The organism is Oscillatoria salina IIICB1, assembly GCF_020144665.1.
In the GTDB taxonomy this organism is placed as follows: domain Bacteria; phylum Cyanobacteriota; class Cyanobacteriia; order Cyanobacteriales; family SIO1D9; genus IIICB1.
The window spans coordinates 1-23,350 of the sequence record NZ_JAAHBQ010000163.1 but is presented as its reverse complement, the minus strand read 5'-3'; the positions used below and the strand labels follow the sequence as shown (position 1 = coordinate 23,350).

The following is a 23,350-nucleotide window of genomic DNA, read 5'->3' as shown; positions in this document are numbered from 1 at the left end:
GTCAGTTACCAGTTATCAGTTATCAGTTACCAGTTATCAGTTACCAGTTATCAGTAGAAATTGGAGACTTGGAAGACAAGGAGAAATTTGCAGCAAAGTTTTCCCAATCACCAATCACCAATCCCCAATCACCAGTCCCCAATCACCAGTCCCCAATCACCAATCCCCAATCACCAGTCCCCAATCACCAGTCCCCAATCCCCAATCACCAATCACCAGTCCCCAATCCCCAATCCCCAATCCCCAGTCACCAATCCCCAATCCCCAATCCCTAATACATGACAAATCAGGAGATTCAGGTTAAGAATAGTTAAGAGGGTTTTCTGGTTTTTGCTCGATGTCTAACTCAACTGAAACTGTTCAAGATACGTCTGAAGCTGTATTAGAAGCTCTAAAACGGCTGATTGAGGTGGTTGCTAAGTTGCGAGATCCTAACGAGGGTTGTCCTTGGGATTTGGCTCAAACGCCGCAAACCTTGATTCCGTATGTGATTGAGGAAGCTTATGAGGTGGTTGATGCGTTGCGAGTTGGAGATGCTGACGATCTCGCTGAGGAATTAGGAGATTTACTTTTACAAGTGGTTTTGCAAGCACAAATTGCTAGCGAATATGGTCAATTTAGTTTAACTGAAGTGGCTGATAGTATTACGGAAAAATTGATTCGTCGTCACCCTCATGTCTTTGGTGATGTTCAAGTAGAAAATGTCGAACAAGTTCGCGCTAATTGGGAACAAATTAAGGCTTTAGAAAAGGGTAAAACTCCGGAAGAATCTCAGTTACTCAGTCACAAACTTAGTCAAATATCTCGCACTTTACCACCACTTATGGCAGGTACGAAAATGTCGAAAAAAGCCGCAGCAGCAGGATTGGAATGGGAAAACGTTGAGGAAGTTTGGGCGAAGTTCCAAGAGGAGTTGGGCGAATTTAAAGAAGCTTTGCAAACTGAGGATAAAAATCATCAAGAATCGGAATTAGGCGATTTATTATTCACGTTAATTAATATTGCTCGTTGGTATCAATTAGATCCAAATGAAGCGCTTCAAGGAACTAATAATCGCTTTATTCAACGCTTGTCAAAAATGGAGGCTTTTGCCGATCGCCCTCTGACGGAATATACTCTTGATGAGTTGGATCATCTCTGGAAGCAAGCGAAAAAAGAAATTCAGGAATCTTCGCAATCGATTCCTAATTGAAATTACTTATAGTTTTTGGACAAAATAAACTAAATTTGCAATTTTATTTGACAAATTGGCAAAAATGTGAAGCAGATTTTTCTTGTTTATGGATCTCGCAGTTACTCACTTTTTGCTAAACTGACTATTACCCGCACAAATTAGTGACTCTGGATATGACTGCTTCTGTTGTTGATACTCGTTCTCTGATAGATATTGCTCAAGCAACTCGTGAGGCTGCACGTCAGTTGGCAGTGTTATCGACAGAAGATCGTAATGAGGCGATCGCAACTCTCGCAACTGCCTTGGAAAAAGCTACACCAGACATTTTAGCTGCTAATGCTGAAGATTGCCAAGCGTCAGTCGATAATATTTCTGCGGCTTTATATGCACGTTTGCAATTGGGCGAAAGTAAGTTAAAATCGGCGATCGCGGGAGTACGTGATGTGGCTAATTTACCAGATCCCGTGGGTGCAATGCAAATTAAGCGCGAGTTAGATAAAGGTTTAATTCTCAAGCGAGTTACTTGTCCCCTTGGTGTTTTGGGAGTTATCTTTGAAGCACGTCCAGAAGCGTTAATTCAAATTACGACGTTGGCAATAAAATCGGGTAATGGTGTTATTCTCAAAGGTGGTAAAGAAGCAATTCGTTCTTGTACTGAATTAGTTAAGGTAATTCAAGCAGCTTTAGCAAAAACGAAGGTTAATCCTGATGCAGTACAACTGTTAACAACGAGGGAAGAAATTCGCGGTTTATTAGAGTTAGATGAATATGTGGATTTAATTATTCCCAGAGGTTCTAATTCTTTCGTGCGTTACGTTCAAGAAAATACGAAAATTCCGGTATTGGGACACGCAGATGGAATTTGTCACTTATATATAGATAAAGCCGCAGATTTTCAGCAAGCAATTGAGATAACTATTGATGCGAAAACGAATTATCCTGCTGCTTGTAATGCAATTGAAACTTTGTTAGTTCATCGAGATATTGCTGAGGAATTTTTACCGCAAGTAGCTACAGCTTTACAAGCAAAAGAAGTAAAATTGCTGGGAGATGAGGTTACTCGCTCATTTTTGGATATTCCCGCAGCTACGGAGGATGATTGGAAAACAGAATATAGTGACTTGATTTTGGCGATCAAAGTAGTAGATAATATAGAAGCTGCGATCGCGCATATCAATACCTATGGTTCCAAACACACGGACGCGATCGTAACTGAGGATAACACAACGGCGGCAACTTTTTTAGCCCAAGTTGATGCAGCCGGAGTCTTTCACAATTGTTCGACTCGCTTTGCTGACGGTTTCCGCTACGGTTTCGGTGCAGAAGTTGGTATTAGTACGCAGCAAATGCCTCCTCGCGGTCCGGTAGGATTAGAAGGGTTAGTTACTTACAAATATCAGCTTGTGGGTAATGGTCATGTTGTCGCTACCTATACAGGTGCAAATGCGAAAGCTTTTACTCATCAAGATTTAGTTTAGTTGGGGGTTGCGCGAGAGCCAAATTTTGGTAAAATTACTTTTAAGAGCAATACAGATATTATGTAGAGATTTTGGATACAACGTCTCTACAAGTTGATGCTGCGTAGCAAAGATTTATGTATTTCATCTAATCCTAATTTAGCTGAGAAGTTCTCGATAATCTCGCTGTTTCTTAGATTAAAATTGCTTGTAGGTTTATTCATTCCGAATATAAGTTCCAAGGAACACCAACTGGTTTCTTATTGACTCTGCGGATATAGCTAAAACTAATCTTTGTAATCCTCGCAACTGTTCTCCTATCGAATAACTTTGTCTTTCAGCAACAATAATGCCTGTATGCTCTCTACTTTCAACCATGTAAATTGTATGCAATCGACAATAATCACCCATATTATAGGTATAAATAACCTTATTGTTTGCAGTTGCCCAAACTAACTGTTCTAGATCGCTACAACTTAAATTATCAGCTTCCGAAGTAGTTATTAAATCAATATTAGCATTGCGTAAAGCTTTAATCAAATCTCCTCGACTAGCATCTTCGTCAAGATACAAACAAATTTGACTCACTTGGGTTTACCAGCCTCATATTCTGCTAACATTTGCTCGTATTGGGCTTTTTCCTCAGCTAAATACTGCTCAATTTGCTCTTGGTTAGCATAATAATAAGCTAAGGCTGCATGAACTTCTGCTAAAGTCAGATTTTCATATTCTCTCACAATTTCTGGCGGAGTTAATCCCTGTTTCGTTAAAACGGCAATTTGCTGTACTGAAAGTCTTCTTCCGGCAATTCTCGGACGACCTCCACAAGTGTCTGGAGTAGTAACAATTAGCGTACCGATATCAGTAATTGTAGACATATTTTGAGCGAGTTAATGATAATTTTTGCGATCGCCAAATCTTGGTAAAATCACTCCCAATCTTAATTTACTTGAGAAGTTCTCAACGCGATCGCGCTGCTTCTTCAACCCATTTTTGCACTTCATCGACTGAGGGACACAAATCTTTTCTTTGCATCGTGGCTACTTGCAAGCGTAAAATCTGTCGGTGTAATCTGTGAACGGGAGTTTGAGCAAGTTGGGCTACCGAAGCAATTCCCGCGTGTAAAATTAGCCCGCAGTATTGACAACCAACACTAGATATGCTAGCTAAATCTGCCATTGCTACCCATTTTTTCACATATTGAGCGTGAATTTGTAACTCGGCGGCTAATTCCTGTTGTTGTTGAGGAGTGCTAGCATGGGCGAGTAAATCCTGGGTAGTATTAATTTTATGCGAAGCTAGCAGCGATCGCTCTTTTGCACTCAAACCAGGTAACTCTTCAATTGACCAATAACAACGCATCGTGTTTTTCATCTTATCAGGGATCTATTAACCTAGTAAACAGACCTATCTTAGCAACAAACTCATTGCACCTTTGCCTCAAATAAGTATGCAAATTTCTCTACCCACAACTCTCAAACAACGCCGTCAACGTCTTGACGAAATCTTCGACCAACCTGTTATACTTTGGTCAGGACGCGCCCAAGTCCGCAATTTTCCCGCTAATACTTACCCTTTTCGCGCTAGTTCCCACTTTCTCTATTTTGCCGGATTACCGCTCGAAAATGCAGTTATTCGTCTGGAAAATGGCAAACTAGAATTATTTATCGACAATCCTAGCCCAGATAGCGCCCTTTGGCACGGGGAAATGCCCACGAGAGACGAAATTGCCGCTAAAATTGGGGCTGACGCTGCTTATCCTCTGACAGAATTAAGCAAACGCACCGCCAATGCAGCTACCGTCGCTGTTCAAGATTCTAGCACTTGTTTGCAACAATCTCAATTATGCGATCGCCCCGTCGCCCCAGCAAATGCACCCCAAGGAATTGATTTAGCCTTAGCAAAAGCAATTGTTTCGCTACGATTATCTCATGATGCAACAGCTTTATCCGAGTTGCGTCAAGCCGCGAAAGTAGCCGTAACCGCCCACAAAGCGGGAATGAAAGTAACTTCAAAAGTCAAAACAGAAGCAGCAGTTCGTGCAGCAATGGAAGCGGTTATTCTTGCTAATAATATGACCTGTTCTTATAACAGTATTGTCACTGTCCGTGGCGAAATTTTGCATAATAATAAATACGATAATCGGCTACAATCAGGAGATTTAATCTTAGCAGATGTTGGGGCAGAAACCGAGTCAGGCTGGGCATCTGACATTACTCGCACTTGGGCAGTAAACGGTCAATTTTCCTCAACCCAAAGAGATATTTACGAAATTGTTTTAGCCGCCCACGATGCTTGTATTGACAAGATTCATCCTGGTGTAGAATATCAAGATATTCATTTACTTGCTGCTTCTATAATCGCCGAAGGATTAGTCAATTTAGGCATTTTACAAGGCAATGTTAGCGACTTAGTAGAAACAGATGCTCATGCTTTATTTTTCCCGCATGGTATCGGTCATCTTTTGGGTTTAGACGTACATGATATGGAAGATTTAGGCGATTTAGCAGGATATGAGGAAGGTAGAGAAAGGAGCGAGAGATTTGGCTTAAATTACCTGCGTTTAAATCGTCCACTTCGTCCTAATATGCTTGTTACCATAGAACCGGGATTTTATCAAGTACCTGGAATATTAAATAATGCTCAAATGCGGGAAAAATACGCCGATGTTGTTAATTGGGAGCGCTTAGAAATCTTCGCTGACGTGCGCGGAATTCGCATCGAAGATGATGTTTTGGTGACAGAATCTGGTAGCGAAGTATTGACCGAAGAATTGCCAAATCGAGTTGATGAAATCGAAGAGTTGGTGAGAGGATAAATTTGTAGAGACGTTGCATGCAACGTCTCTACACTTAATGTTAAAATTGAAGACATAACTCAAGATTGCGAGGATTTTAATCGTGAGTGAAATCAAATCTCAGCGAATTGCGCGTCGCGGCAGAATCTTCCCCGAAAGAACTATTTCTCCCGAAGAAAGAGCGAAAAAACAAGCAGAAATCGAAGCCTTTCATCAACGCTGTCGTTTAATTTTCGAGCGTATTCGTCCAGAATTAATTGAAGAACATTATAACTGGTTTATTGCCATTGAACCAGAAAGCGAAGACTATTTTATCGATCGCGAAGATGTTAATGTTATCCAGAAAGCACGAGAAAAACATCCTCATAAATTATTTGGTACTTTTCGGCTCAATGAAACCGGAGTTTGCGGACGAATATGATTCAAGGTGAGTTTGATGAAATTGGACAGCTATTTTTTGAGATTGAATTGGTAGCTGGTAATGGTGAAATTTTCTCAATAAATGCTTTGTTAGATACTGGTTCAACTGAATGGCTAGCAATCGACAAGCAAGATTTAGAGGCTCTAGAGTGGGAGCAAATTGGCACTAGACAAGTAGTAACAGCAAGAGGAATAACAACTTTTGAAAATTACGCCGCCAAAGTGATAATTGATGGGGAAGAATTCATTGTTCCAGCAGTTGCGGGAGCAGATTTTAGAGAAACAATCATCGGTGTACCTTGGTTGAGAAGAAAGCGATTAGTAGTAGATTTTCCTACAGGAGAGTTGACACTTGGGTAAGTAGGATTAAAGTTGACAAAAATTAACTGCTCAATAGATAAATTACAGTAAAATATAACTATACTAAATTCAGGATTTCGTAATGACAGGATTATCCTCGCAAATAAATGCTCGTCGCGGCAGAATCTTCCCAGAAAACACTATTTCTCCCGAAGAGTTAGCTAGACGCAAAGACGAACGAAATAAACGCGGTCAACGTTGTCGGGAAATTTTTGAGAAAATCTATCCAGAATTAAAAGAGAATAAAGCTAATTGGTTTGTCGTTATTGAACCAAATAGTGGCGATTATTTTCTCGATCTTGATGAAAATATTGCTATGGAAAAAGCTCGTCAAAAATATGCGAATATGTGGATGGTAATTTTCCAGGTTAACGAAACAGGAACCTGTGGGAAAATATGATTTCTGGTAGTTTTGGTAATGCAGGAGAATTGTTTTTTCCCCTCGACTTAATTAGCATTGATGCAGAAAGTATTATCGTTGATGGCTTACTGGATACAGGTTTTACTACAGGTTGGTTAGCAGTTAATATTCAGGATGCAGAAAGTTTAGGTTGGTTAGTGATGGAGTTTAGTCGCTCAATGCAGACAGTACGAGGAGAAGAATTTTTTGATTTGTATGAAGGAAAAGTGGTGATAGATAGAAGAGAGTTTATAATTCCAGTCCACGCTAGTGAAGGAATTCCCGAAGTTTTGTTGGGTTTACAGTGGTTGAGAAGAAAGCGATTAGTAGTAGATTTTCCTACAGGAGAGTTGACACTGGGGTAAGAGCGAGCGATCGTTTTTTTCCTTTCCAAATTATTAATTTCCTCTTGAACAAAGCGAAAGCGAATTGAAGAATTTCAAACACAGGTGACTAAAGTCAGCTTTTTTGAAGTTAAATAGATTTGTTTAGTTCTTGCACTAACAAATGCACAGTGGTAGACGGATTATCTTGAGAAGGATTGGGAGGCTCGTATTGTTTAAGTAAATTTGTAGCATTTTTAATAGCAATAGCTTGTTTGTCAAATAACTCATCATAAATTGTTTCGCTATTTTTATGATACGTCTGTTTAAGGAGAGAATTCAATTTTTTAATATAATCTTTTCTGGGAATACCAGTATTGAGAAACTCAAAGTGCAAAACGTACCATAATTCAAATGCTTCATTAGAATAAGCTACTTCAATACACTCATTTTTAGCATTTGCGATCGCGTTATTAAAATCTTCTACAGTCCAAGAATCTCGATCGAAAACGCACCATACGCGATCGTAATCTTCTTGCTCTTGCAATTCTTTCGCACGATTAACTAATTTACTAGGGTTTTTTCCCAATCCTTTAACATTTATAACTTTTTTAGGAACTCGAAAACTCCTAAAATAATTAGGCTCAGTTTTCTCTCCTTCACAAACAATCAAGAATCTTTGCTTAACTTCTCGATTATTAACTTTCCTAGGCGAATATCCACGAGAATGCTTCTTTCTTTTAGCCATGAGAGTCAATTAAATGATTCAAGTTTCCAATGTATGGAATTGCACCATATTTGCCTTTAATATAATCACTCTCAAATGAAGCATCATTGCGTATTTTGTACTCTGCTAGAGAATATAAATCGGTTGCACCATATCTATTTTTTTCAGTGAACCAAACCTGATCTCTACGAAAAATTTTATTACTGAGCAAATTAGTATCATGAGTTACAAAGATTAGTTGAGCATTATTTGGATTTGTTTCTTGAGAATTAAATAATTCAACAATTGCCAAACTAATTAGAGGATGAAGCCTTGTATCAAACTCGTCAATAATCAGAACTTCTCCCTCTTTGAGAGCGGTTATCAGTGGACCCGCTAAGGCAAAAACTTTTTGTGTTCCTTCAGATTCATTACTTCTTAAATTAAACTCTTCGAGTGACTGATAGTTTCCCTTCTCATCAAATTTTCGGTGTATAGTTTTTATTGAAGTTGCCCTACCTCCTTCTGTTTTAACAATGAGTTTCTTAAGTTCATCTGGGATTTCTTTAGGTAGAGAATCACTCGTAAAATCTACCTGTTCGACTTGTATTTCATTAATTCCTAAATCCAATTTTTTGATTAACTGAATAATGTCATTTCTATTTTTGTTGCCGAGTAAACACCTAACTGTATAATTTAAGTATGTTTGGTCGTGTAAACCAGAAATGATATTCAATTTGTCAGTAACCCAATATAAAATTTGCTCTGCTAGTTCCACATTAAATTGAGCCGAAACAGAGAGAAAAAGTGCGTTATTTCTAGTCTTTTGCTGAATCCCATCGGCATTGTACTTTTTAGAAGTTTTAATAGTGTCAAGTTCGCGTTCAAATAGCATTGTCTCCCTGCTCTTAGGGACGTAAAATAGCCATTCAGATGTCACTCTTTTTCGGGTTGCTTCAAATCCATACCTATATTTTTGCCCATTCATGATAAATACTAACTCAAAGTAAGATGGTTTTGTTTCTGTCTCGGTACTCAGTCGAAAAGGTTCTGTCTCTATTTCCTCTGTACTTTGAGTATTTTTAGATGAATTAACCATCAACCATTTCATGAAGTTTAAGGCTTTGATTAGATTACTTTTACCACTAGCATTGGCTCCATATATAGCAGCACTTTTAAGCAATTTTAATTCCTTGTCTACGGCAAAAAGATTATTTTCATCGAGCTTTTTCTCTTTAGCGACGAGGTTAGCTGCCACCATACTAAAGGTGACTGGCTCTTTAAAAGATCGGTAGTTACCAATACTAAATTCGATAAGCATGGCTTAGAGTTTCAGCTTAAAAGCGAAAATTGTGGAAAAATCACAGATATATATTTTAAGATTAGCAGCGATTGGCGGAAAATTTTGCTGAAATTTGAAATCAGCCACTAAGAGCCTCCAGGGAACGAGACAATCTTCAACTTTTTCCCTCAGAATGTAAGTAGCTCAGAAAATCTTCACCTGCTTCGCGAATATCTATATCTTCATGGTTTAAAGCCTTAGTAGCAAGTTTATAAGTTAAATCCCAGTCAATTTCGATATATAACTCAAGTAGCCGTCTGTATTCTTCATCTGTTCCCTCAATAAGCAAAGGTGCGGCACTTTTTTCTATATTGGCTACAAGCCACTTTTTGGGAAGCAAAAGAATTGCTTCTCGGCATAGTTGAATATCTGAGTGAGAAACCGAAGCAAGTTCAAGTAAATCATCGAATAACAGTTGTATTTCTTCTAGCTTTAAATACTCTACCAAGCGCAAAGCTGTACCTCTTGATGCAGGATTGTGAATGGCTTGGCGAATTAGTGCTACTCTATTCGTACAATTATTAAGAAATTGTTGACGTTTTTCAATGTAGTTAATTTCAGTTGTAAAAACCTGCTGCCATAGTTGACGATCGTTTTCTGCGTACTGCTGTTTAAGCATAACTTTTATCCTGATAAGAATTTATCTTACCTTAGCCTATTAGTTCTACTTGAACTCGGTCAAAACACCATAAATTGCCCAAATACCCATCGCGCGTAAATAGTGACTAGCACGGAATGTTCCCGTGGCAGTTATTGCTTCTGGGGTACGAAATTGTAAGCCGTTTTCATATACTTGTTTGACTACGGTTTCTGCTAATTGAAAAGCCTCTTTTTTCATTCCTAATTGTAACATAAATGCGGCTAAACCAAAGTTAATTCCGATCCAAACTTCGAGGGGATGACTTGCATTGGGGTTTTCTGGGGAACCGTCGGGTTTAACTCCATTTGCTGCACCATATTTGCCTGCGTGAAAGTTGAGGAAACAAGCTTCATAAATGGTTTTTAAAGTTGTTTGGGCATATTCTTTTTTCACCACGTCAGGTAAGTTTAATAAAGTGGTATAAAATTGACCGCAGAGTTGATCTGCCATGACAACATCGGAACCACTTTCGCTGTCGAGGCGATAATATTTTCCGTTCCAAAGTGTTTCTTGATAAATCGATCTGGCTGCTGCTAACCAAGATTTGTAAGTAGCGAGATATTCTTCTACAGACTGAGGATAATTTTCTGGTTGCAGTTGAGGATTTAAAGGCGGATTAATGAGTAAAATTTCGGCGATCGCGCTAGCTGCTTCTAAGGCTGCAATCCACAATCCTCCACAATAAGCACTTATACCACGTAATTGCCAATCGTCAAAGGTTTGATCCGGTGCGCCGGAATTCTCCGGAATTCCATCTCCATCTAAATCGAATGCTTGCAAATAAGCCAAAGTCTGCGTAATTGCAGCCCAACATTCCCACAAAAACTCGGTATCTTCCGCACCAGTTAACAGATAATCTCGATATACTTGCAAAACAAAATCACTACCTAAATCTTTCCACTGATTGCAATCTTGATAACTAGTATAATTAGTTTTCTCCCACGGATGCTCGTTTGGCGCACCAAGATCGTGAGGGGTTGCACCTGCGGCTTTGCGAATCGCCGTTGCTTGATTATAACCAATAATTCGAGTTGTGTCGTCACTTGTAGGAATTGCCCGCGCAAATGCTTCTAACACCGCTTTATCCAATCTCGGAAATAGCATTGCTAAAGCAAATGAACCATACAACCGCACATCTAAACTTTCATACCAACGATAATCCAAACATTCTAAAATCCCAAACTGTCCTACCGGGTCATTTTCTGTTGCTGCCGTCCACAAAGTACCGCCATCTGCAAATAAATATAACTCATTAAACAGTGCCATTTTCAACCAATCTGGCACATCTGCCCGTCTCAAAATCGGATTTTGCCAATTGGCAATCTTTTCTTGCCAAAGATCGCTATGCTTGAGGGCAGTACGGACAACAGTCCAAGCATTATTACCTGTACGGGCGAAAAAGTCGGTATGACGACGATAATAAGTGACACCGGGGGCAAATTCAGTAATTGGGAAATCCCAAGCGAGAATAAAAGGTATTTTGCGAGTTCTTCCGGGACGAATTGTCAAGCGAATTGCCATTGCTGCGGCGATTTGTTCTCCTGGTTCGGCGGGGGTTTCATCCTGATAATCTGGAAGAGAACCATTCATGGCAAAATAATCCCAGATGTCGCTGCCATCACCGTGAGGATTCCAGCGAGTTTGATAGAAAACCTCTAAACTAGGGTTAGTGATACTGGCGATCGCCATTTGTCCTTCACCTTCCCTTAAATCTGTATGGGGACGTACTCGATTAAATAAGCAGCCGACGCGAAAATTATCCGTAATCCATTGATTGAAGTTACCCGTACTATCTCCCCAACGCGGCTGATAGTCATATACTGGGCTACCATCGTCTCTCACCCTTACTTCGGGGCTTTTAATCGCATTGGTAAACCAACCTACCGCATTTTGCCAGGAAAACATGATACTCATAGTAATCGGCGAGTCGGTGGGATTGTGTATCGTCCACTCAAAAACTGCTACCGGATAACTAGATTCTTGATAAGATCCTGCCCAAATCGGTGAAAACTGTTCGCAAATTAACTCTGATTTAAATACGCCCTCATATTCAAACCAACTGCGCGGATAAAGGGCGTGATAAGTTCCCTTTTCTGGAGGATACCATAACCAACTTGATAAACTACCATCTTCAGGCGCTGCGGTAGACATGGCATAAGCTTGGGCTTTGCCGCCTTCTGGTTGCTCGAACACGCTAAACTGACAAGCAGGAAGATTGCGAAAAATGTGTTCGCCGCCATCCAGATGCCATAGATTAAAATTACCTCGCGAATCTCGCCCAATGCAACCCGCACCTAAACCACCTAATGGCATTCCATGCCAAGGTCCGTCATCTAGGTTACTACTGTAGCGTACAGTATAAGGTTTGTCCCAACCAAGACCGATGGGACGCTTCCAAGTGCAAGCAGGAATCAAAGGACGAGGAATTTGGTACTTCATGCTTTAAATTGTAAAGTTTTCCTGCTACTTACACTAGGACTTGCAGAAAATTCTCTGTTTTGCTAGAGAAACTGAGAAACTGAGTTAGAGTGAGGTAGATTAAGGAAACTGGCGCGATCGCTGATTTTTCCTTTCTACCATCGATGAGGTTTGGCTTTACCTGATGATACTCTTTCCTCCTCTGCACATCACGGCTGTAGATAAGTTACCTATTATCTGGGTACTTTTCTCTACTACATTATCGGGATAGGTACTCGCCCAAAGATTGATTCCTAGAGTTACAGTTGCTAATCCTACCAAAATAAAGGTAGGAGCCATCACTACCCCAATCGCTAACCAAGTTCCAACGTGAGTATACATTACTACAGCCAAGCCGGATGCTAAAGTTGCACAAAGACGGACTTGAGTTGGATCTCGCTTGAGAAAGAGCAAGATTAAGGTTTGTAAAGTTGCCAGCAGTATTGCTGGTACGAGGAAAGCGCAAATTGCCGCGCAGTGGTTGCGGGAAAATTCCCAAATTGTTGTCAGTTCAATCATAATTTTTACTTTAAAGGTATTTTGGGATCTCGCTGTCTATCTAAAGAAACTTTTCCAAATTTAACAAATACGAAAGCGCATACTATAATAAGGCTTCGATCTACTCAATCATCAATCGCAAGTCATAAATATTAAATATTTTTACAAATTTGGCTCTAGTTGTTTCAATATCCCCTACTCTCTCAGGTATCATTGCTAAAGTTAGTCCTTTATTTCCCAAATTAGCAATGGCTCTCAAAATTGTTGAAAATTTTGATGGGAGTTTTACCCTTCCCTCAGAAACTCAAGAAACTCTTTTTACTTTCTTGAAAAATGAGAAGTTTATACAGCAAATTTGTCAGCAAGTCAAGGCAGAAAAATTAGAATTTACTGAATTACTTTTTCAACCTGTTCCTTACAGTATTAGCACTCCTAAAGGAATGCCTGCTGAATTGGAAAGTTATTACAATAATGAAGATTATGCGATCGTGAATGTGCCCCCAAATCTGATGTTTCAATGTAAAATATTTAAGCCTAGTCGTCTTTGTGCTATTTATCGCAAACTGGCTTAATTAAAATCTCTGGTTTTCTTGACAAAACAAAATCCTCGAAAATTTGCTTTGTAGTTAGTCATTTTGTCAATTATCAGATTTAGCTAGAAAAATTACTAAAAAATCAACTCAAAAAAATCCCAATCTTTAATTAATGATTACCATGAATACTCAAACGGAAATTCCTACGCTAGCAAGTTTAGAATATCTTCCTTACTTGAACGAAAATGGTCAAATTTCTGAAGAATTGCCCGGTAAAATTGGCGTATATGCGATTTTTGATGAAAACAAAATTTTACAGTATGTAGGCTATTCTCGCGATATTTATCTTAGTTTAAAACAGCATTTGGTGCGCCAAATTCAAAAATGCTATTGGCTGAAAATATTAACAATTGAACGTCCGCGTCGAACATTTTTAGAAGAAATCCGCGATCGCTGGATTGCGGAAAATAACTCTCTTCCTGTTGGTAATGGTAGCGACGAAGCAAACTGGAATCAACCAATTGACGCTAAAGTAACCATGACTGAGGAAGAAAAAGAAGCATATCAGCAAGCTGAAGACATCAAAAAAATTAAGTTATTGAAAAACGTTGCGCGACGATTAGAAGCCGAGATTTTAGAACAATTGAAGTCTCGAAATGTCCAAATGGAAACTCGTTTTAATCCGAAACTAAAAGAACAAGGTTTACTCGATCTAAAATAATAATTTGTTGATAAAAAAAAGTTGTCAAACAGCAATTATTGTGGTATAATTAGTCATCAGTTGCCCCTTGTTCCAAGGTAATTGCCAAGTCAATTAGCAAGCGAACGTAACGAATAGTATCTGAAAGTCCTCGTTCGCCTACCGGATAACTATAACGGGGAAAATTTTCGGCTGGATGCTGCCAGCGTAACCACAGTTTACCATTAATCACCTTAGTTTTAATTAACCAATTGCGATAGTAAATTGCTTTTCCCTGAAGTAGCTTTTTTTGGGAATTGGAATTCATAAATAAATCCCCGTACAATTGAGACAATTAACTGGTTAACTTACTGACCGATCGCCTGATTGCGACCTGTAGATTTGGCTCGAATAAGATTATCATCAGCTCTTTTGAGTAAGTCAAATCCTTCGGGATCGTCTGTCGCAGTTAAGGTAGAAACTCCTATACTGATAGTAACTAGAAGAGATAAATTTCGGTCAATTTGAAAAGCTTGGTCGCAGATAACTTGACGCAAGCGTTCGGCGATCGCGTAAGCTGTAGGTGCGTCTGCTTGTTTGAGCAAAACGACAAATTCTTCCCCTCCATAGCGAAAAATGGTATCTTGAACTCGTAAATGATGTTTCAGGCGAGTAGTCAGTAACTGAAGAACGCGATCGCCAACTAAATGACCGTGATTGTCGTTAACCGACTTAAAGTAATCTACATCTAAAATCAGCAAACTTAAGGGAATCTGTTGGTTGCGAGCATTTTCGATTTGTCGGGGTAACTCCCATTCTAAAGCACGGCGATTACTAATTTGCGTCAAAGGATCGGCAAAAGCCATACTCGACAAATAATCATTTGTCTGCAAAAGTTCTCGATATTTTTCCACCTGGCGCAACCCCACTTTAATTTGCGCTTCTAGAAGCCGTCTTTGGGCTTCAGTAGCCACCGAAGATCGCTTTAGTCTTAAATAAACGTCTGCACCATTTTCCAAAGCTTCAGCCTCTCTGGATAGTTGAGAGACAATCTCCCTGGGCGAATCGGAATTTTCTTGAGCGATCGCCAGACAATAAATGTACGGAAACTGAGAAAATTGTTTAAGCTCGTTATACCAACCAAGAATAATCGGATAACTAGCATCAATAATTAATACTTTCGGTTGATGTATTTCAGTAAATTCAAGTAGTTGCGCCCGGTAAGTTATCTCTGTAGCTACAACTTTTGCATAACGAATATTTTCAAGCCAAAGGGTAGCGAGAAAATTCTCACCTCCAATTACCAAAACATTGTCCATTATTGCCTGTAGTCTGGACAAATATAAACTCTCCTCTTTCAGAGAGGAATTATTTAAGATAGCATCCTGAAAACAGGTTAAATTCACCCTTTGACTCCTCCTCTACGGCTGCTACAGTTAGGAATAAGATAATTCCTCAAGTAAAGAAATAAATTACTGGCATCTTTACTAAAAATTCACAAAATGTTAATTTTTAGTAAAGATTTTGTGAAATTTGTCTCTTGGTTTTAGATCGAAATTCTAAACAATAAGTTTGGTTTAAGTTCGACCTAAACTCAAACCTATAAACGTAATATTTGTGGAGGATGCACCAAAATCAAGCTAATAGAGCTAATTGTGCTGGCAAAATTACTGCCAAACTCTAAGATCTTCTTGTTGGACTACCCTTTTCCCAGAGTAGCCGCCATAAAGAGCTAAAAGGGCTTTGAGAAGGAATAATATAGCTTCTTTATTCAATAATACGATCGCTTCAAGCAAACTGGGTAATAGTACCTAGTTGCTCGTAGCCAGCAAAACGGCTGGATTTCTAGTATAGTCCCATTTTAAACCGAAAAATTCCTAGAATCCAGCCAATTTTTCGACGCTACTCAGCCAACTTCAGGAAAAGTAGTCTTTTTCTTAACCTATTCCACAGTATGACCAACTGCGGTAATCATCTGTTTGATCGACTCTTCCGAAGCTTTCGTCTCATCAACAGTGACAGTTTTGCCTTCTAAATCTACTTCTACCTTAGCTTCTGGCTCGTGAGTCTTGATTTCTTTGGTAATCGTATCTACACAACCCTGACAAACTATACTCGGAACCTTAATTTTCATTATCCAAATTGAACTTCTTTCAATAATTATACCAATGTCATAATAATACCTTTCGGACGAGGATTTATGCTTATATCTGTGGAGTGATTGGGGACTGGGTTCACTGATAACTGTTAACCGCTAACTGCTAACTGCTAGCTGCTCACTGCTAACTGATAACTGTTCACTGATAACTGCTCACTGAAATCCCCACTCCCCTACACTTCCCACTTGAGAACAGCCGCATCAACGCCTTGTTCCCGGCGTACTTTTCCGTCTTTCTCAAACCAATCGATAATCTGCTGATAAGTTAGTTCTTCAATCGGTTTACCCGCATCTTCAGCAATGATTCTCAATAGTCTCCAAGAAGAAATCGTCAAACGAGTGAGAAACTTTTCTGAAGAAGACAGCAGCGCTTTGTCTACATCTGCTGACTCTTCAGGAGTTAAAAATTCGCTTCCTGGTTGTGGTAGTTGAGCCATAATCTTTGTGCGCGAGGTTTTCTTCTTGATTTTGGTAGCTTAAATCGAAATTTAATTTTCCTTGACAGATTTACTTGTTTATGATACTTAAAATTATTTACTGGGATTTGCTTGAATCAAATAGCCACAGTGATGTTCTCCCTCATTAAGCCATTGAGTCCGTTCAACTTGGCAATCAGGCAAAACTGCGGCAAACATTTCTAACTCATGTCCGCAGACACTAGGATAAGATTCCGCCACCTCAGAAATAGCACAATTATGCTCATAAAGGATATATTTTTCAGCAGCGCGAGATCCATTAGCTTCCACCGGAAACCATTCTGCCATATAGCCTTCTTCTTGCCTAAGTTTGACCAAGTTAGCAAGACGATGTGTTAAACCACCTTTACCGAGACGATCGCGGTAATAAGCTGCTTTGCGTTCCCACTGCTTGCGTAAAACTGCTTTTACCTGTTCCTCTCCGGCGGTTTCCGCAAGGGTATCGAGAAAAGAAACAGCAAATTCACTATAGCGGTTGGGAAAGCGATCGCGTCCCGTCCGACTTAACCGATAAATATGTTGGGGACGACCCATCCCTTGCTGGACTGTCTCGTATTCGATTAAATTTTCTAACTCCAAATCTTTCAAATGACGCCGAATAGCTTGAGGAGTTATCGATAAAGTCTCCGCTAACTCAACCGCCGTCCCTTGACCTCGTTTGAGTAAATATTGCAGGATATCTTGTTTGGTTGAAGTATGTTCTGTAGTTGTCATCGTTCGGGTGTGAGTAGTTCTACTCCTGTCAAAGCTAGATCGGTGGATTTCCTCAATAAACCAACCAGATTTATTACCATAAAAGACAAATTTTGTCAATTAATTGGGGATAGCTGGCAAAAGTTTCGGGAAATTACCAGGATCTTAACTTTGACAACATCTTTGTTGTTAATGTAACGTAAAATATAGTTAAGCAACAAAAAAGTTGTTTAAGTTATATAGTAGTCTGACAGACCTAACTGCCATCTTTAGAGAGAACAACAACAGAGAACGCGATTAAAATGAGTTCTACAGTCAAAACCTTAGTCAATCAACCCTATAAATACGGCTTCGTCACCGACATCGAAGCGGACATCATTCCTCGCGGGCTAAACGAGGACGTAATCCGTTTAATTTCCGCCAAGAAAAACGAGCCAGAATTCATGCTCGAGTTCCGCCTGAAAGCTTATCGCCAATGGCTGAAAATGGAGGAACCCAACTGGTCGCACGTTAACTATCCTCCCATAGATTATCAGAATATTATCTACTACTCAGCGCCAAAAAAACAGAAAGAAAAGCTTAATAGCCTCGAAGAAGTCGATCCCGCAGTCTTGGAAACCTTCGAGAAATTAGGTATTCCCCTCTCCGAACAAAAGCGACTGAGTAACGTTGCCGTCGATGCGATTTTCGACAGCGTTTCCATCGCCACCACCTTTAAAGAAAAACTTGCCGAAGAAGGCGTAATTTTTTGCTCGATCTCCGAAGCTTTACAAGAACACCCCGAACTGGTGCAAAAATACCTTGGTAGCGTAGTTCCCGTCGGAGACAACTACTTTGCAGCCTTAAACTCAGCAGTCTTCAGCGACGGTTCCTTCGTCTTCATTCCCAAAGGCGTAACCTGTCCAATGGAATTATCTACCTACTTCCGCATCAACTCTGGAGACACGGGACAATTCGAGCGTACCTTAATTGTCGCTGAAGAAGGTTCCTCCGTGAGCTATCTGGAAGGCTGTACCGCGCCAATGTACGATACCAATCAGTTACACGCGGCAGTAGTGGAATTAGTCACCCTCGACAACGCTGAAATTAAATATTCAACAGTACAAAACTGGTTTGCTGGCGACGAAAACGGCAAAGGTGGCATTTACAACTTTGTCACCAAGCGCGGTTTGTGTAAAGGCAAAAACTCGAAAATTTCTTGGACGCAAGTAGAAACAGGTTCGGCAATTACCTGGAAATATCCAAGCTGCGTCCTAGCAGGAGATAATTCTGTCGGTGAATTTTACTCGATCGCGTTGACTAATAACGTACAGCAAGCTGATACTGGAACCAAAATGATCCACATCGGCAAAAACACCCGCAGTACGATTATTTCCAAAGGAATTTCGGCAGGAAAATCGCAAAATAGCTACCGAGGTTTGGTGAAAATGGGACCCAAAGCCAAAGGTGCGCGCAACTACTCCCAGTGTGACTCGATGCTAATTGGCGATACTGCTGAAGCCAATACCTTTCCTTACATTCAAGTAGATAATAATACGGCAAAAGTCGAACACGAAGCCTCTACTGCTAAAATCGGTGAAGATCAACTTTTCTACTTCGCTCAAAGAGGTATTTCTGAAGAAGATGCGGTTTCAATGTTGGTAAGTGGTTTCTGTAAAGATGTCCTCAACGAATTACCAATGGAATTCGCCGCCGAAGCGGATAAATTGTTGAGTTTGAAGTTAGAAAATACGGTTGGCTAAGGCAATTTGTAATCAGCGCTACTCTGCTTTGAAGCCATGCTTTGCGCGTCTATAGCGCTGGAGAATGAGGACTGAAGTCCTCACTACGAACTCGCGAAGCAGGAGGACTAAATTTCTCACTACAAGCTTGTTAAAAAAGGATGACTAAATTCTTGACTACGAACTCGCGAAGCAGGAGGACTAAATTTCTCACTACAAGCTTGTTAAAAAAGAGGACTAAATTCTTGACTACGAACTCGCGAAGCAGGAGGACTAAAGTCCTCACTACGAACTGTTGAGAAGACAAAGAGTGAAGCTCATGTTTGGGAATGGAGAAATAACAAAAACCAATGATTAGAGAAGACAGCGAAGTAATTTTAGCAGTAAAAAATCTCAGCGCCGAAGTTGAGGGAAACAAAATCCTCAAAGGCTTCAACCTGGAAATTAAAGCTGGGGAAATTCACGCGATCATGGGGCGTAATGGTTCGGGTAAAAGTACCTTTTCTAAGGTTTTGGCTGGACATCCTGACTACGAAGTCACAGGTGGAGAGATAATTTATCAAGGTGAGAATATCCTGGAATTGGAGCCAGAAGAACGAGCGCTGAAAGGTATTTTTTTGGCTTTTCAGTATCCGATAGAAATTCCTGGAGTGAGCAATTTAGATTTTCTGCGCGTGGCTTATAATGCTCGTCAGAAATATCAGGGTTTAGAAGAACTTGATGCTTTTGATTTTGAAGATTTGATCGAAGAAAAGCTGGATGTGGTGAAGATGAATCCCAGCTTTTTAGAGCGTAGTTTGAATGAAGGTTTTTCTGGTGGCGAGAAAAAGCGGAATGAGATTTTGCAGATGGCGTTACTCGAACCAACTTTAGCAATTTTAGATGAAACTGATTCGGGTTTGGATATCGATGCGCTAAAAATTGTTTCTCATGGTGTGAATCAATTAGCAACTCCGGATAATGCGATGCTGATAATTACTCATTATCAACGGATGTTGAATTATATTGAGCCAGATTTTGTTCATGTGATGTATGATGGACGAATTGTTAAGAGCGGTGGTAAAGAATTGGCTTTGGAATTAGAAACCACTGGCTATGATTTTATCGATGAAGAATTTGCTACGGAGGTAAGCGTTTAATGTCTACTCCGGTTCCTTCTACTTCTAGTCCGATTTCTCTACCACAAGAAGAGTTGAAAGCTGATAGTTACCTGAGTGATTTGTTAAGGCAGTGTGAAGCGGCTAGAGTGGTTTTTAGAACAGAAATTACTGGTTGGTTGCAAGAGTTGCGCCAAATTGCTGCTTATGGGGTAGCGCAACAAAAGTTACCTCAGAAAAAAGATGAGGATTGGCGCTTTACTGACTTGTCGGAGTTGTTAGCAATTCAGTTTCAAGCTGCTGGAAAAGTAAGTGTCGATCCCGAAGCGATCGCGGGTTTACAATTGCCGGAAGCGGCGCAAAGTCGGTTAGTCTTTGTGAATGGCTTTTATGCTCCTGAGTTGTCGGATGTTTCGGGATTGCCCACAGGTGTTTTTGTGGGTAATTTAGCAGATTTGCCGACAAAACAAAGTTACGAAATTGTTAAGTATTTGGGACAACAAGAGGGAGCAAAAGAAGTTTTTACGGCGTTAAATACTGCTGGTTTGGGTGATGTGGCGATTGTTTGGGCTGGAGAAAATGTAGTTGTAGAAAAGCCGCTCCATTTGTTGTTTTTAACGGCGGTTGAGAAGGATCCTATTTTAACTCAACCACGGACTTTGGTAGTAGCTGAAAAAAGTTCTAGCTTACAAATTGTCGAACATTATGCGGCAATTCCTACACCTGGTTGCACGGATTTTCCCCAAAATCGTCCTTATTTTACTAATGCAGTGACGGAAATTTGGCTAGAGGAAAATGCTGAGGTGAATCATACTCGCAACCAAAGAGAGTCGGGAGATGGATTTCAAATTGGGAAAACAGCGATCGCCCAAGCACGAGCTAGTCGCTACACTTGTAATGAGATTAATTTGGGTGCAAAGTTGTCTCGTCATAATCTGGAAGTTTATCAGACTGGCGAGCAAACTGAAACTCGTCTTAATGGGTTGACAATGGTGGATGGAGAGCAGTTATCTGATACTCATAGCGCGATCGCGTTAACTAAACCTTTTGGTAGTACAGATCAACTGCATAAATGTATTTTAGGCGATCGCTCCCGCGCTGTCTTTAATGGTAAAGTTTTTGTACCCAGAGAAGCACAACAAACAAACGCAGCTCAACTTAATCGTAATTTACTTTTATCTAACAAAGCTCGCGTTGATACCAAACCAGAGCTACAAATTACTGCCGATAATGTAAAATGTTCTCACGGTGCAACTGTTAGTCAGTTAGAACCAGAAGAAGTTTTTTATTTACGCAGTCGCGGCTTGAATGAAGCAGATGCGCGTCACTTATTAATTGACGCTTTTGCTGCGGAAATTCTGGAGCGCATTCCCGTTGAATCTTTGCGTTATAGGTTATCTCAATGCGTCGCTTGTAGAACCGATTAAAGTCGCAAAGATGAGGTACAAAGTCTGAAAATTAACTTCATTCTTTGTACTTTTTTCAGGTTTAGCAATCGCTTATTTTTACCATAAAAATGACATTTATTCAAGAAAAAACTATCGCTGACCGAGTTCGGGCTGACTTCCCCATTTTAGCTCAGGAAGTGCATGGCAAACCGTTAATTTACTTTGATAATGCGGCAACTTCTCAAAAGCCTTTAGCCGTAGTTGATAAGTTGCGTAACTATTACAATTATGACAATGCTAACGTCCATCGTGGCGCTCATGCTCTCAGCATTAGAGCAACAGAAGGTTATGAAGCAGCGAGAGATAAAGTTGCTGCTTTTGTCAATGCTGCTTCACGAAATGAAATAGTTTTTACACGCAATGCTAGCGAAGCAATTAATTTAGTTGCTTATAGTTGGGGATTAAATAGTTTAAAACCAGGTGATGAAATTATTACGACAGTAATGGAACATCACAGTAATTTAGTTCCCTGGCAAATCATAGCGCAAAAAACAGGTGCAGTAATTAAGCACGTCCAATTAACTGCGAGTGAAGAATTTGATTTCGATCATTATAAATCTTTGCTTTCCGACAAAACCAAACTGGTTACAGTTGTCCATGTTTCTAATACCCTCGGTTGTATAAATCCCGTCTCAGAAATCATTAAATTGGCACGAGAAAAAGATGTCAAAATATTAATAGATGCTTGCCAAAGTGTCCCCCATATGCCTATAGATGTTCGAGCAATGGATTGCGACTGGTTAGTAGCATCAGGACATAAAATGTGCGCCCCAACTGGGATTGGTTTTTTGTATGGAAAGCTAGACTTATTGCGAGAAATGCCGCCATTTTTGGGTGGGGGAGAGATGATTTCCGAAGTATTTCTCGATTATTCCACCTACGCCGATCTACCCCACAAATTTGAAGCAGGGACTCCAGCGATCGCCGAAGCGATCGCCCTCGGCGCAGCCGTAGATTATCTTAGTAATATCGGCATGGATAAAATTCATGCTTACGAAGAAGAATTAACCGCCTATTTGTTCGAGAAACTCAAGCAAATACCCGACATAAAAATCCACGGACCCCAACTAACTCCCGACAGCAAAGGTAGGGCTGCACTAGCCTCATTTACCATACCAAATATTCATGCCAACGACCTTTCTACCTTATTAGACCACGAAGGCGTAGCAATTCGTTCCGGTCATCATTGTACCCAACCCCTACACCGAATTTTAGGCGTTTCCGGCACAGCAAGAGCAAGTTTATACTTCTACAATACCCGCGAAGAAATTGATGCTTTCATTGTCGCTTTAAAGGATACAATTGACTTCTTCAGCAGGATGATGGAGTAAAACATTTTCCAGAGATATATTAGTGGGCAAATAATCAGCAAATGCCCACTAAATTTTTAGGTAATAGAAAAAAAAATAAGTTTTTGCCTTTAGGAAGCTATATTTAAGATCTGGGAAAATTTGTTTAGCCGTTCAAAACGATTACTTCTTTCTCGAAGATGTACTCGCTATAGTCTGCTAAGTCGTCCATGCCTAGGAGGTTGAGCAAAATTTCTGCTACAATCCAGATAATAATCTTTGCTAGTAGTTTCTTCTCTGGTAAAGTCATTGGTTTTCAACTCCACAGCAACGGGACTAGATGTTGGGAAATTAGCTTTGATGCTATCTTTAATATCCTGTCTTTTGCTCGTAAACGCTGTGACTGATTTTGTCAATAAATTGTGAAAATTATCAACAAAATGTGGCGATCGCCGTTCTCCTGTTACAGTGATTACAAGTGGAAATCGTAGTGATTTCGATTACAAGTAGCGATCTAGGAAACTCAGGTAAAAATCATTCTCGAAGACTATGCGGGATTAAGGCGATCGGAGGTTCGTGAACTGTGATTTTAGCCTCGATCGGGAGAAGAGACATGACTAATAATATTAAATCTATAGCTAAAGAATTGACCTCGCTTGACCCCTACTACTTACCTTGGATC

At 40.0% G+C, this 23,350-nt stretch carries 27 protein-coding genes; 13 read left to right on the top strand and 14 right to left on the bottom strand.

Annotated elements, in window-relative coordinates; all coding sequences use genetic code 11:
- Positions 1 to 337: 337 nt before the first annotated feature.
- Both mazG and G3T18_RS24785 read left to right on the top strand, forming a co-directional pair.
- The gene (gene mazG / locus G3T18_RS24790; RefSeq protein WP_224413268.1) at positions 338 to 1,192 is read left to right on the top strand and encodes a nucleoside triphosphate pyrophosphohydrolase; all 855 of its coding nucleotides are present in this window, start codon (positions 338 to 340) and stop codon (positions 1,190 to 1,192) included.
- 155 nt (positions 1,193 to 1,347) lie between these two features.
- Positions 1,348 to 2,652: a glutamate-5-semialdehyde dehydrogenase gene (locus tag G3T18_RS24785; RefSeq protein WP_224413267.1), complete on the top strand. Its 1,305-nt coding sequence runs from the start codon at positions 1,348 to 1,350 to the stop codon at positions 2,650 to 2,652.
- A 195-nt stretch (positions 2,653 to 2,847) separates the two neighbouring features.
- On the opposite strand, the gene G3T18_RS24780 is transcribed toward G3T18_RS24785, so the two are convergent.
- The 3 genes from G3T18_RS24780 to G3T18_RS24770 form a co-directional block, all read right to left on the bottom strand.
- Complete coding sequence (locus tag G3T18_RS24780; protein ID WP_224413266.1) at positions 2,848 to 3,219, bottom strand: DUF5615 family PIN-like protein; 372 nt, start codon at positions 3,217 to 3,219, stop codon at positions 2,848 to 2,850.
- Complete coding sequence (locus G3T18_RS24775) at positions 3,216 to 3,509, bottom strand: DUF433 domain-containing protein (protein ID WP_224413265.1); 294 nt, start codon at positions 3,507 to 3,509, stop codon at positions 3,216 to 3,218. The genes G3T18_RS24780 and G3T18_RS24775 overlap by 4 nt, the downstream gene beginning before the upstream one ends.
- 82 nt (positions 3,510 to 3,591) lie before the next feature.
- Entirely contained in the window at positions 3,592 to 4,005 is a 414-nt protein-coding gene (locus G3T18_RS24770) for a DUF4332 domain-containing protein (RefSeq protein WP_224413264.1), read from the bottom strand.
- 76 nt (positions 4,006 to 4,081) lie between these two features.
- Here G3T18_RS24770 and G3T18_RS24765 point away from each other — a divergent pair, with 76 nt between their 5' ends.
- The 5 genes from G3T18_RS24765 to G3T18_RS24745 all read left to right on the top strand — a co-directional run bounded on the left by G3T18_RS24765 (position 4,082) and on the right by G3T18_RS24745 (position 6,973).
- Complete coding sequence (locus G3T18_RS24765) at positions 4,082 to 5,449, top strand: aminopeptidase P family protein (protein WP_224413263.1); 1,368 nt, start codon at positions 4,082 to 4,084, stop codon at positions 5,447 to 5,449.
- Positions 5,450 to 5,531: 82 nt separating this feature from the next.
- Positions 5,532 to 5,849, top strand: coding sequence for a hypothetical protein (locus tag G3T18_RS24760; RefSeq protein ID WP_224413262.1), 318 nt, complete (start codon positions 5,532 to 5,534; stop codon positions 5,847 to 5,849).
- Positions 5,846 to 6,208 carry an aspartyl protease gene (locus G3T18_RS24755; RefSeq protein WP_224413261.1) on the top strand — a complete coding sequence of 121 codons (363 nt, stop codon included), beginning with the start codon at positions 5,846 to 5,848 and terminating at the stop codon, positions 6,206 to 6,208. The genes G3T18_RS24760 and G3T18_RS24755 overlap by 4 nt, the downstream gene beginning before the upstream one ends.
- An 82-nt stretch (positions 6,209 to 6,290) precedes the next feature.
- Positions 6,291 to 6,608, top strand: a complete 318-nt coding sequence (locus G3T18_RS24750; RefSeq protein ID WP_224413260.1) for a hypothetical protein — start codon at positions 6,291 to 6,293, stop codon at positions 6,606 to 6,608.
- Positions 6,605 to 6,973, top strand: coding sequence for an aspartyl protease (locus tag G3T18_RS24745; RefSeq protein WP_224413259.1), 369 nt, complete (start codon positions 6,605 to 6,607; stop codon positions 6,971 to 6,973). Before G3T18_RS24750 ends, G3T18_RS24745 begins: the two co-directional genes overlap by 4 nt.
- A gap of 109 nt (positions 6,974 to 7,082) precedes the next feature.
- Here G3T18_RS24745 and G3T18_RS24740 read toward each other — a convergent pair whose 3' ends face one another.
- The 5 genes from G3T18_RS24740 to G3T18_RS24720 form a co-directional block, all read right to left on the bottom strand.
- Positions 7,083 to 7,679: an RloB family protein gene (locus G3T18_RS24740; protein ID WP_224413258.1), complete on the bottom strand. Its 597-nt coding sequence runs from the start codon at positions 7,677 to 7,679 to the stop codon at positions 7,083 to 7,085.
- Positions 7,672 to 8,958: an AAA family ATPase gene (locus tag G3T18_RS24735; protein ID WP_224413257.1), complete on the bottom strand. Its 1,287-nt coding sequence runs from the start codon at positions 8,956 to 8,958 to the stop codon at positions 7,672 to 7,674. The genes G3T18_RS24740 and G3T18_RS24735 overlap by 8 nt, the downstream gene beginning before the upstream one ends.
- Positions 8,959 to 9,094: 136 nt before the next feature.
- Positions 9,095 to 9,598, bottom strand: coding sequence for a hypothetical protein (locus G3T18_RS24730; protein WP_224413256.1), 504 nt, complete (start codon positions 9,596 to 9,598; stop codon positions 9,095 to 9,097).
- A gap of 45 nt (positions 9,599 to 9,643) precedes the next feature.
- Positions 9,644 to 12,058 (bottom strand): GH116 family glycosyl hydrolase, encoded by a 2,415-nt coding sequence (locus tag G3T18_RS24725; protein ID WP_224413255.1) that lies wholly within the window; start codon positions 12,056 to 12,058, stop codon positions 9,644 to 9,646.
- Between the two features lie 156 nt (positions 12,059 to 12,214).
- Positions 12,215 to 12,595: a hypothetical protein gene (locus G3T18_RS24720; RefSeq protein ID WP_224413254.1), complete on the bottom strand. Its 381-nt coding sequence runs from the start codon at positions 12,593 to 12,595 to the stop codon at positions 12,215 to 12,217.
- A gap of 227 nt (positions 12,596 to 12,822) precedes the next feature.
- Between G3T18_RS24720 and G3T18_RS24715 the strand changes: the two genes are divergently transcribed.
- Positions 12,823 to 13,146, top strand: a complete 324-nt coding sequence (locus G3T18_RS24715; protein WP_224413253.1) for a hypothetical protein — start codon at positions 12,823 to 12,825, stop codon at positions 13,144 to 13,146.
- 142 nt (positions 13,147 to 13,288) lie between these two features.
- Positions 13,289 to 13,828, top strand: coding sequence for a GIY-YIG nuclease family protein (locus G3T18_RS24710; protein ID WP_224413252.1), 540 nt, complete (start codon positions 13,289 to 13,291; stop codon positions 13,826 to 13,828).
- Between the two features lie 49 nt (positions 13,829 to 13,877).
- Here the strand turns inward: G3T18_RS24710 and G3T18_RS24705 are convergent, their stop codons facing one another.
- The 5 genes from G3T18_RS24705 to sufR all read right to left on the bottom strand — a co-directional run bounded on the left by G3T18_RS24705 (position 13,878) and on the right by sufR (position 17,134).
- A complete protein-coding gene (locus tag G3T18_RS24705) occupies positions 13,878 to 14,114 on the bottom strand; it encodes a hypothetical protein (protein WP_224413251.1) in 237 nt (78 codons plus the stop codon).
- 40 nt (positions 14,115 to 14,154) lie between these two features.
- Positions 14,155 to 15,192, bottom strand: a complete 1,038-nt coding sequence (locus G3T18_RS24700; RefSeq protein WP_224413250.1) for a GGDEF domain-containing protein — start codon at positions 15,190 to 15,192, stop codon at positions 14,155 to 14,157.
- 536 nt (positions 15,193 to 15,728) lie between these two features.
- Positions 15,729 to 15,920, bottom strand: coding sequence for a heavy-metal-associated domain-containing protein (locus G3T18_RS24695; RefSeq protein ID WP_224413249.1), 192 nt, complete (start codon positions 15,918 to 15,920; stop codon positions 15,729 to 15,731).
- 197 nt (positions 15,921 to 16,117) lie between these two features.
- The gene (locus tag G3T18_RS24690) at positions 16,118 to 16,381 is read right to left on the bottom strand and encodes a hypothetical protein (RefSeq protein ID WP_224413248.1); all 264 of its coding nucleotides are present in this window, start codon (positions 16,379 to 16,381) and stop codon (positions 16,118 to 16,120) included.
- 93 nt (positions 16,382 to 16,474) lie between these two features.
- The gene (gene sufR, locus G3T18_RS24685; RefSeq protein WP_224413247.1) at positions 16,475 to 17,134 is read right to left on the bottom strand and encodes an iron-sulfur cluster biosynthesis transcriptional regulator SufR; all 660 of its coding nucleotides are present in this window, start codon (positions 17,132 to 17,134) and stop codon (positions 16,475 to 16,477) included.
- 281 nt (positions 17,135 to 17,415) lie between these two features.
- Here sufR and sufB point away from each other — a divergent pair, with 281 nt between their 5' ends.
- The 4 genes from sufB (at position 17,416) to G3T18_RS24665 (ending at position 22,710) form a co-directional block, all read left to right on the top strand.
- Positions 17,416 to 18,855: a Fe-S cluster assembly protein SufB gene (sufB, locus tag G3T18_RS24680; RefSeq protein ID WP_224413246.1), complete on the top strand. Its 1,440-nt coding sequence runs from the start codon at positions 17,416 to 17,418 to the stop codon at positions 18,853 to 18,855.
- 329 nt (positions 18,856 to 19,184) lie between these two features.
- The gene (gene sufC, locus G3T18_RS24675) at positions 19,185 to 19,973 is read left to right on the top strand and encodes a Fe-S cluster assembly ATPase SufC (protein ID WP_224413245.1); all 789 of its coding nucleotides are present in this window, start codon (positions 19,185 to 19,187) and stop codon (positions 19,971 to 19,973) included.
- Positions 19,973 to 21,358: a Fe-S cluster assembly protein SufD gene (sufD, locus tag G3T18_RS24670; RefSeq protein WP_224413244.1), complete on the top strand. Its 1,386-nt coding sequence runs from the start codon at positions 19,973 to 19,975 to the stop codon at positions 21,356 to 21,358. Before sufC ends, sufD begins: the two co-directional genes overlap by 1 nt.
- An 89-nt stretch (positions 21,359 to 21,447) precedes the next feature.
- Positions 21,448 to 22,710: a SufS family cysteine desulfurase gene (locus tag G3T18_RS24665; RefSeq protein WP_224413243.1), complete on the top strand. Its 1,263-nt coding sequence runs from the start codon at positions 21,448 to 21,450 to the stop codon at positions 22,708 to 22,710.
- Positions 22,711 to 22,834: 124 nt separating this feature from the next.
- Here G3T18_RS24665 and G3T18_RS24660 read toward each other — a convergent pair whose 3' ends face one another.
- Positions 22,835 to 22,978 (bottom strand): hypothetical protein, encoded by a 144-nt coding sequence (locus G3T18_RS24660; RefSeq protein WP_224413242.1) that lies wholly within the window; start codon positions 22,976 to 22,978, stop codon positions 22,835 to 22,837.
- Positions 22,979 to 23,350: the final 372 nt, after the last annotated feature.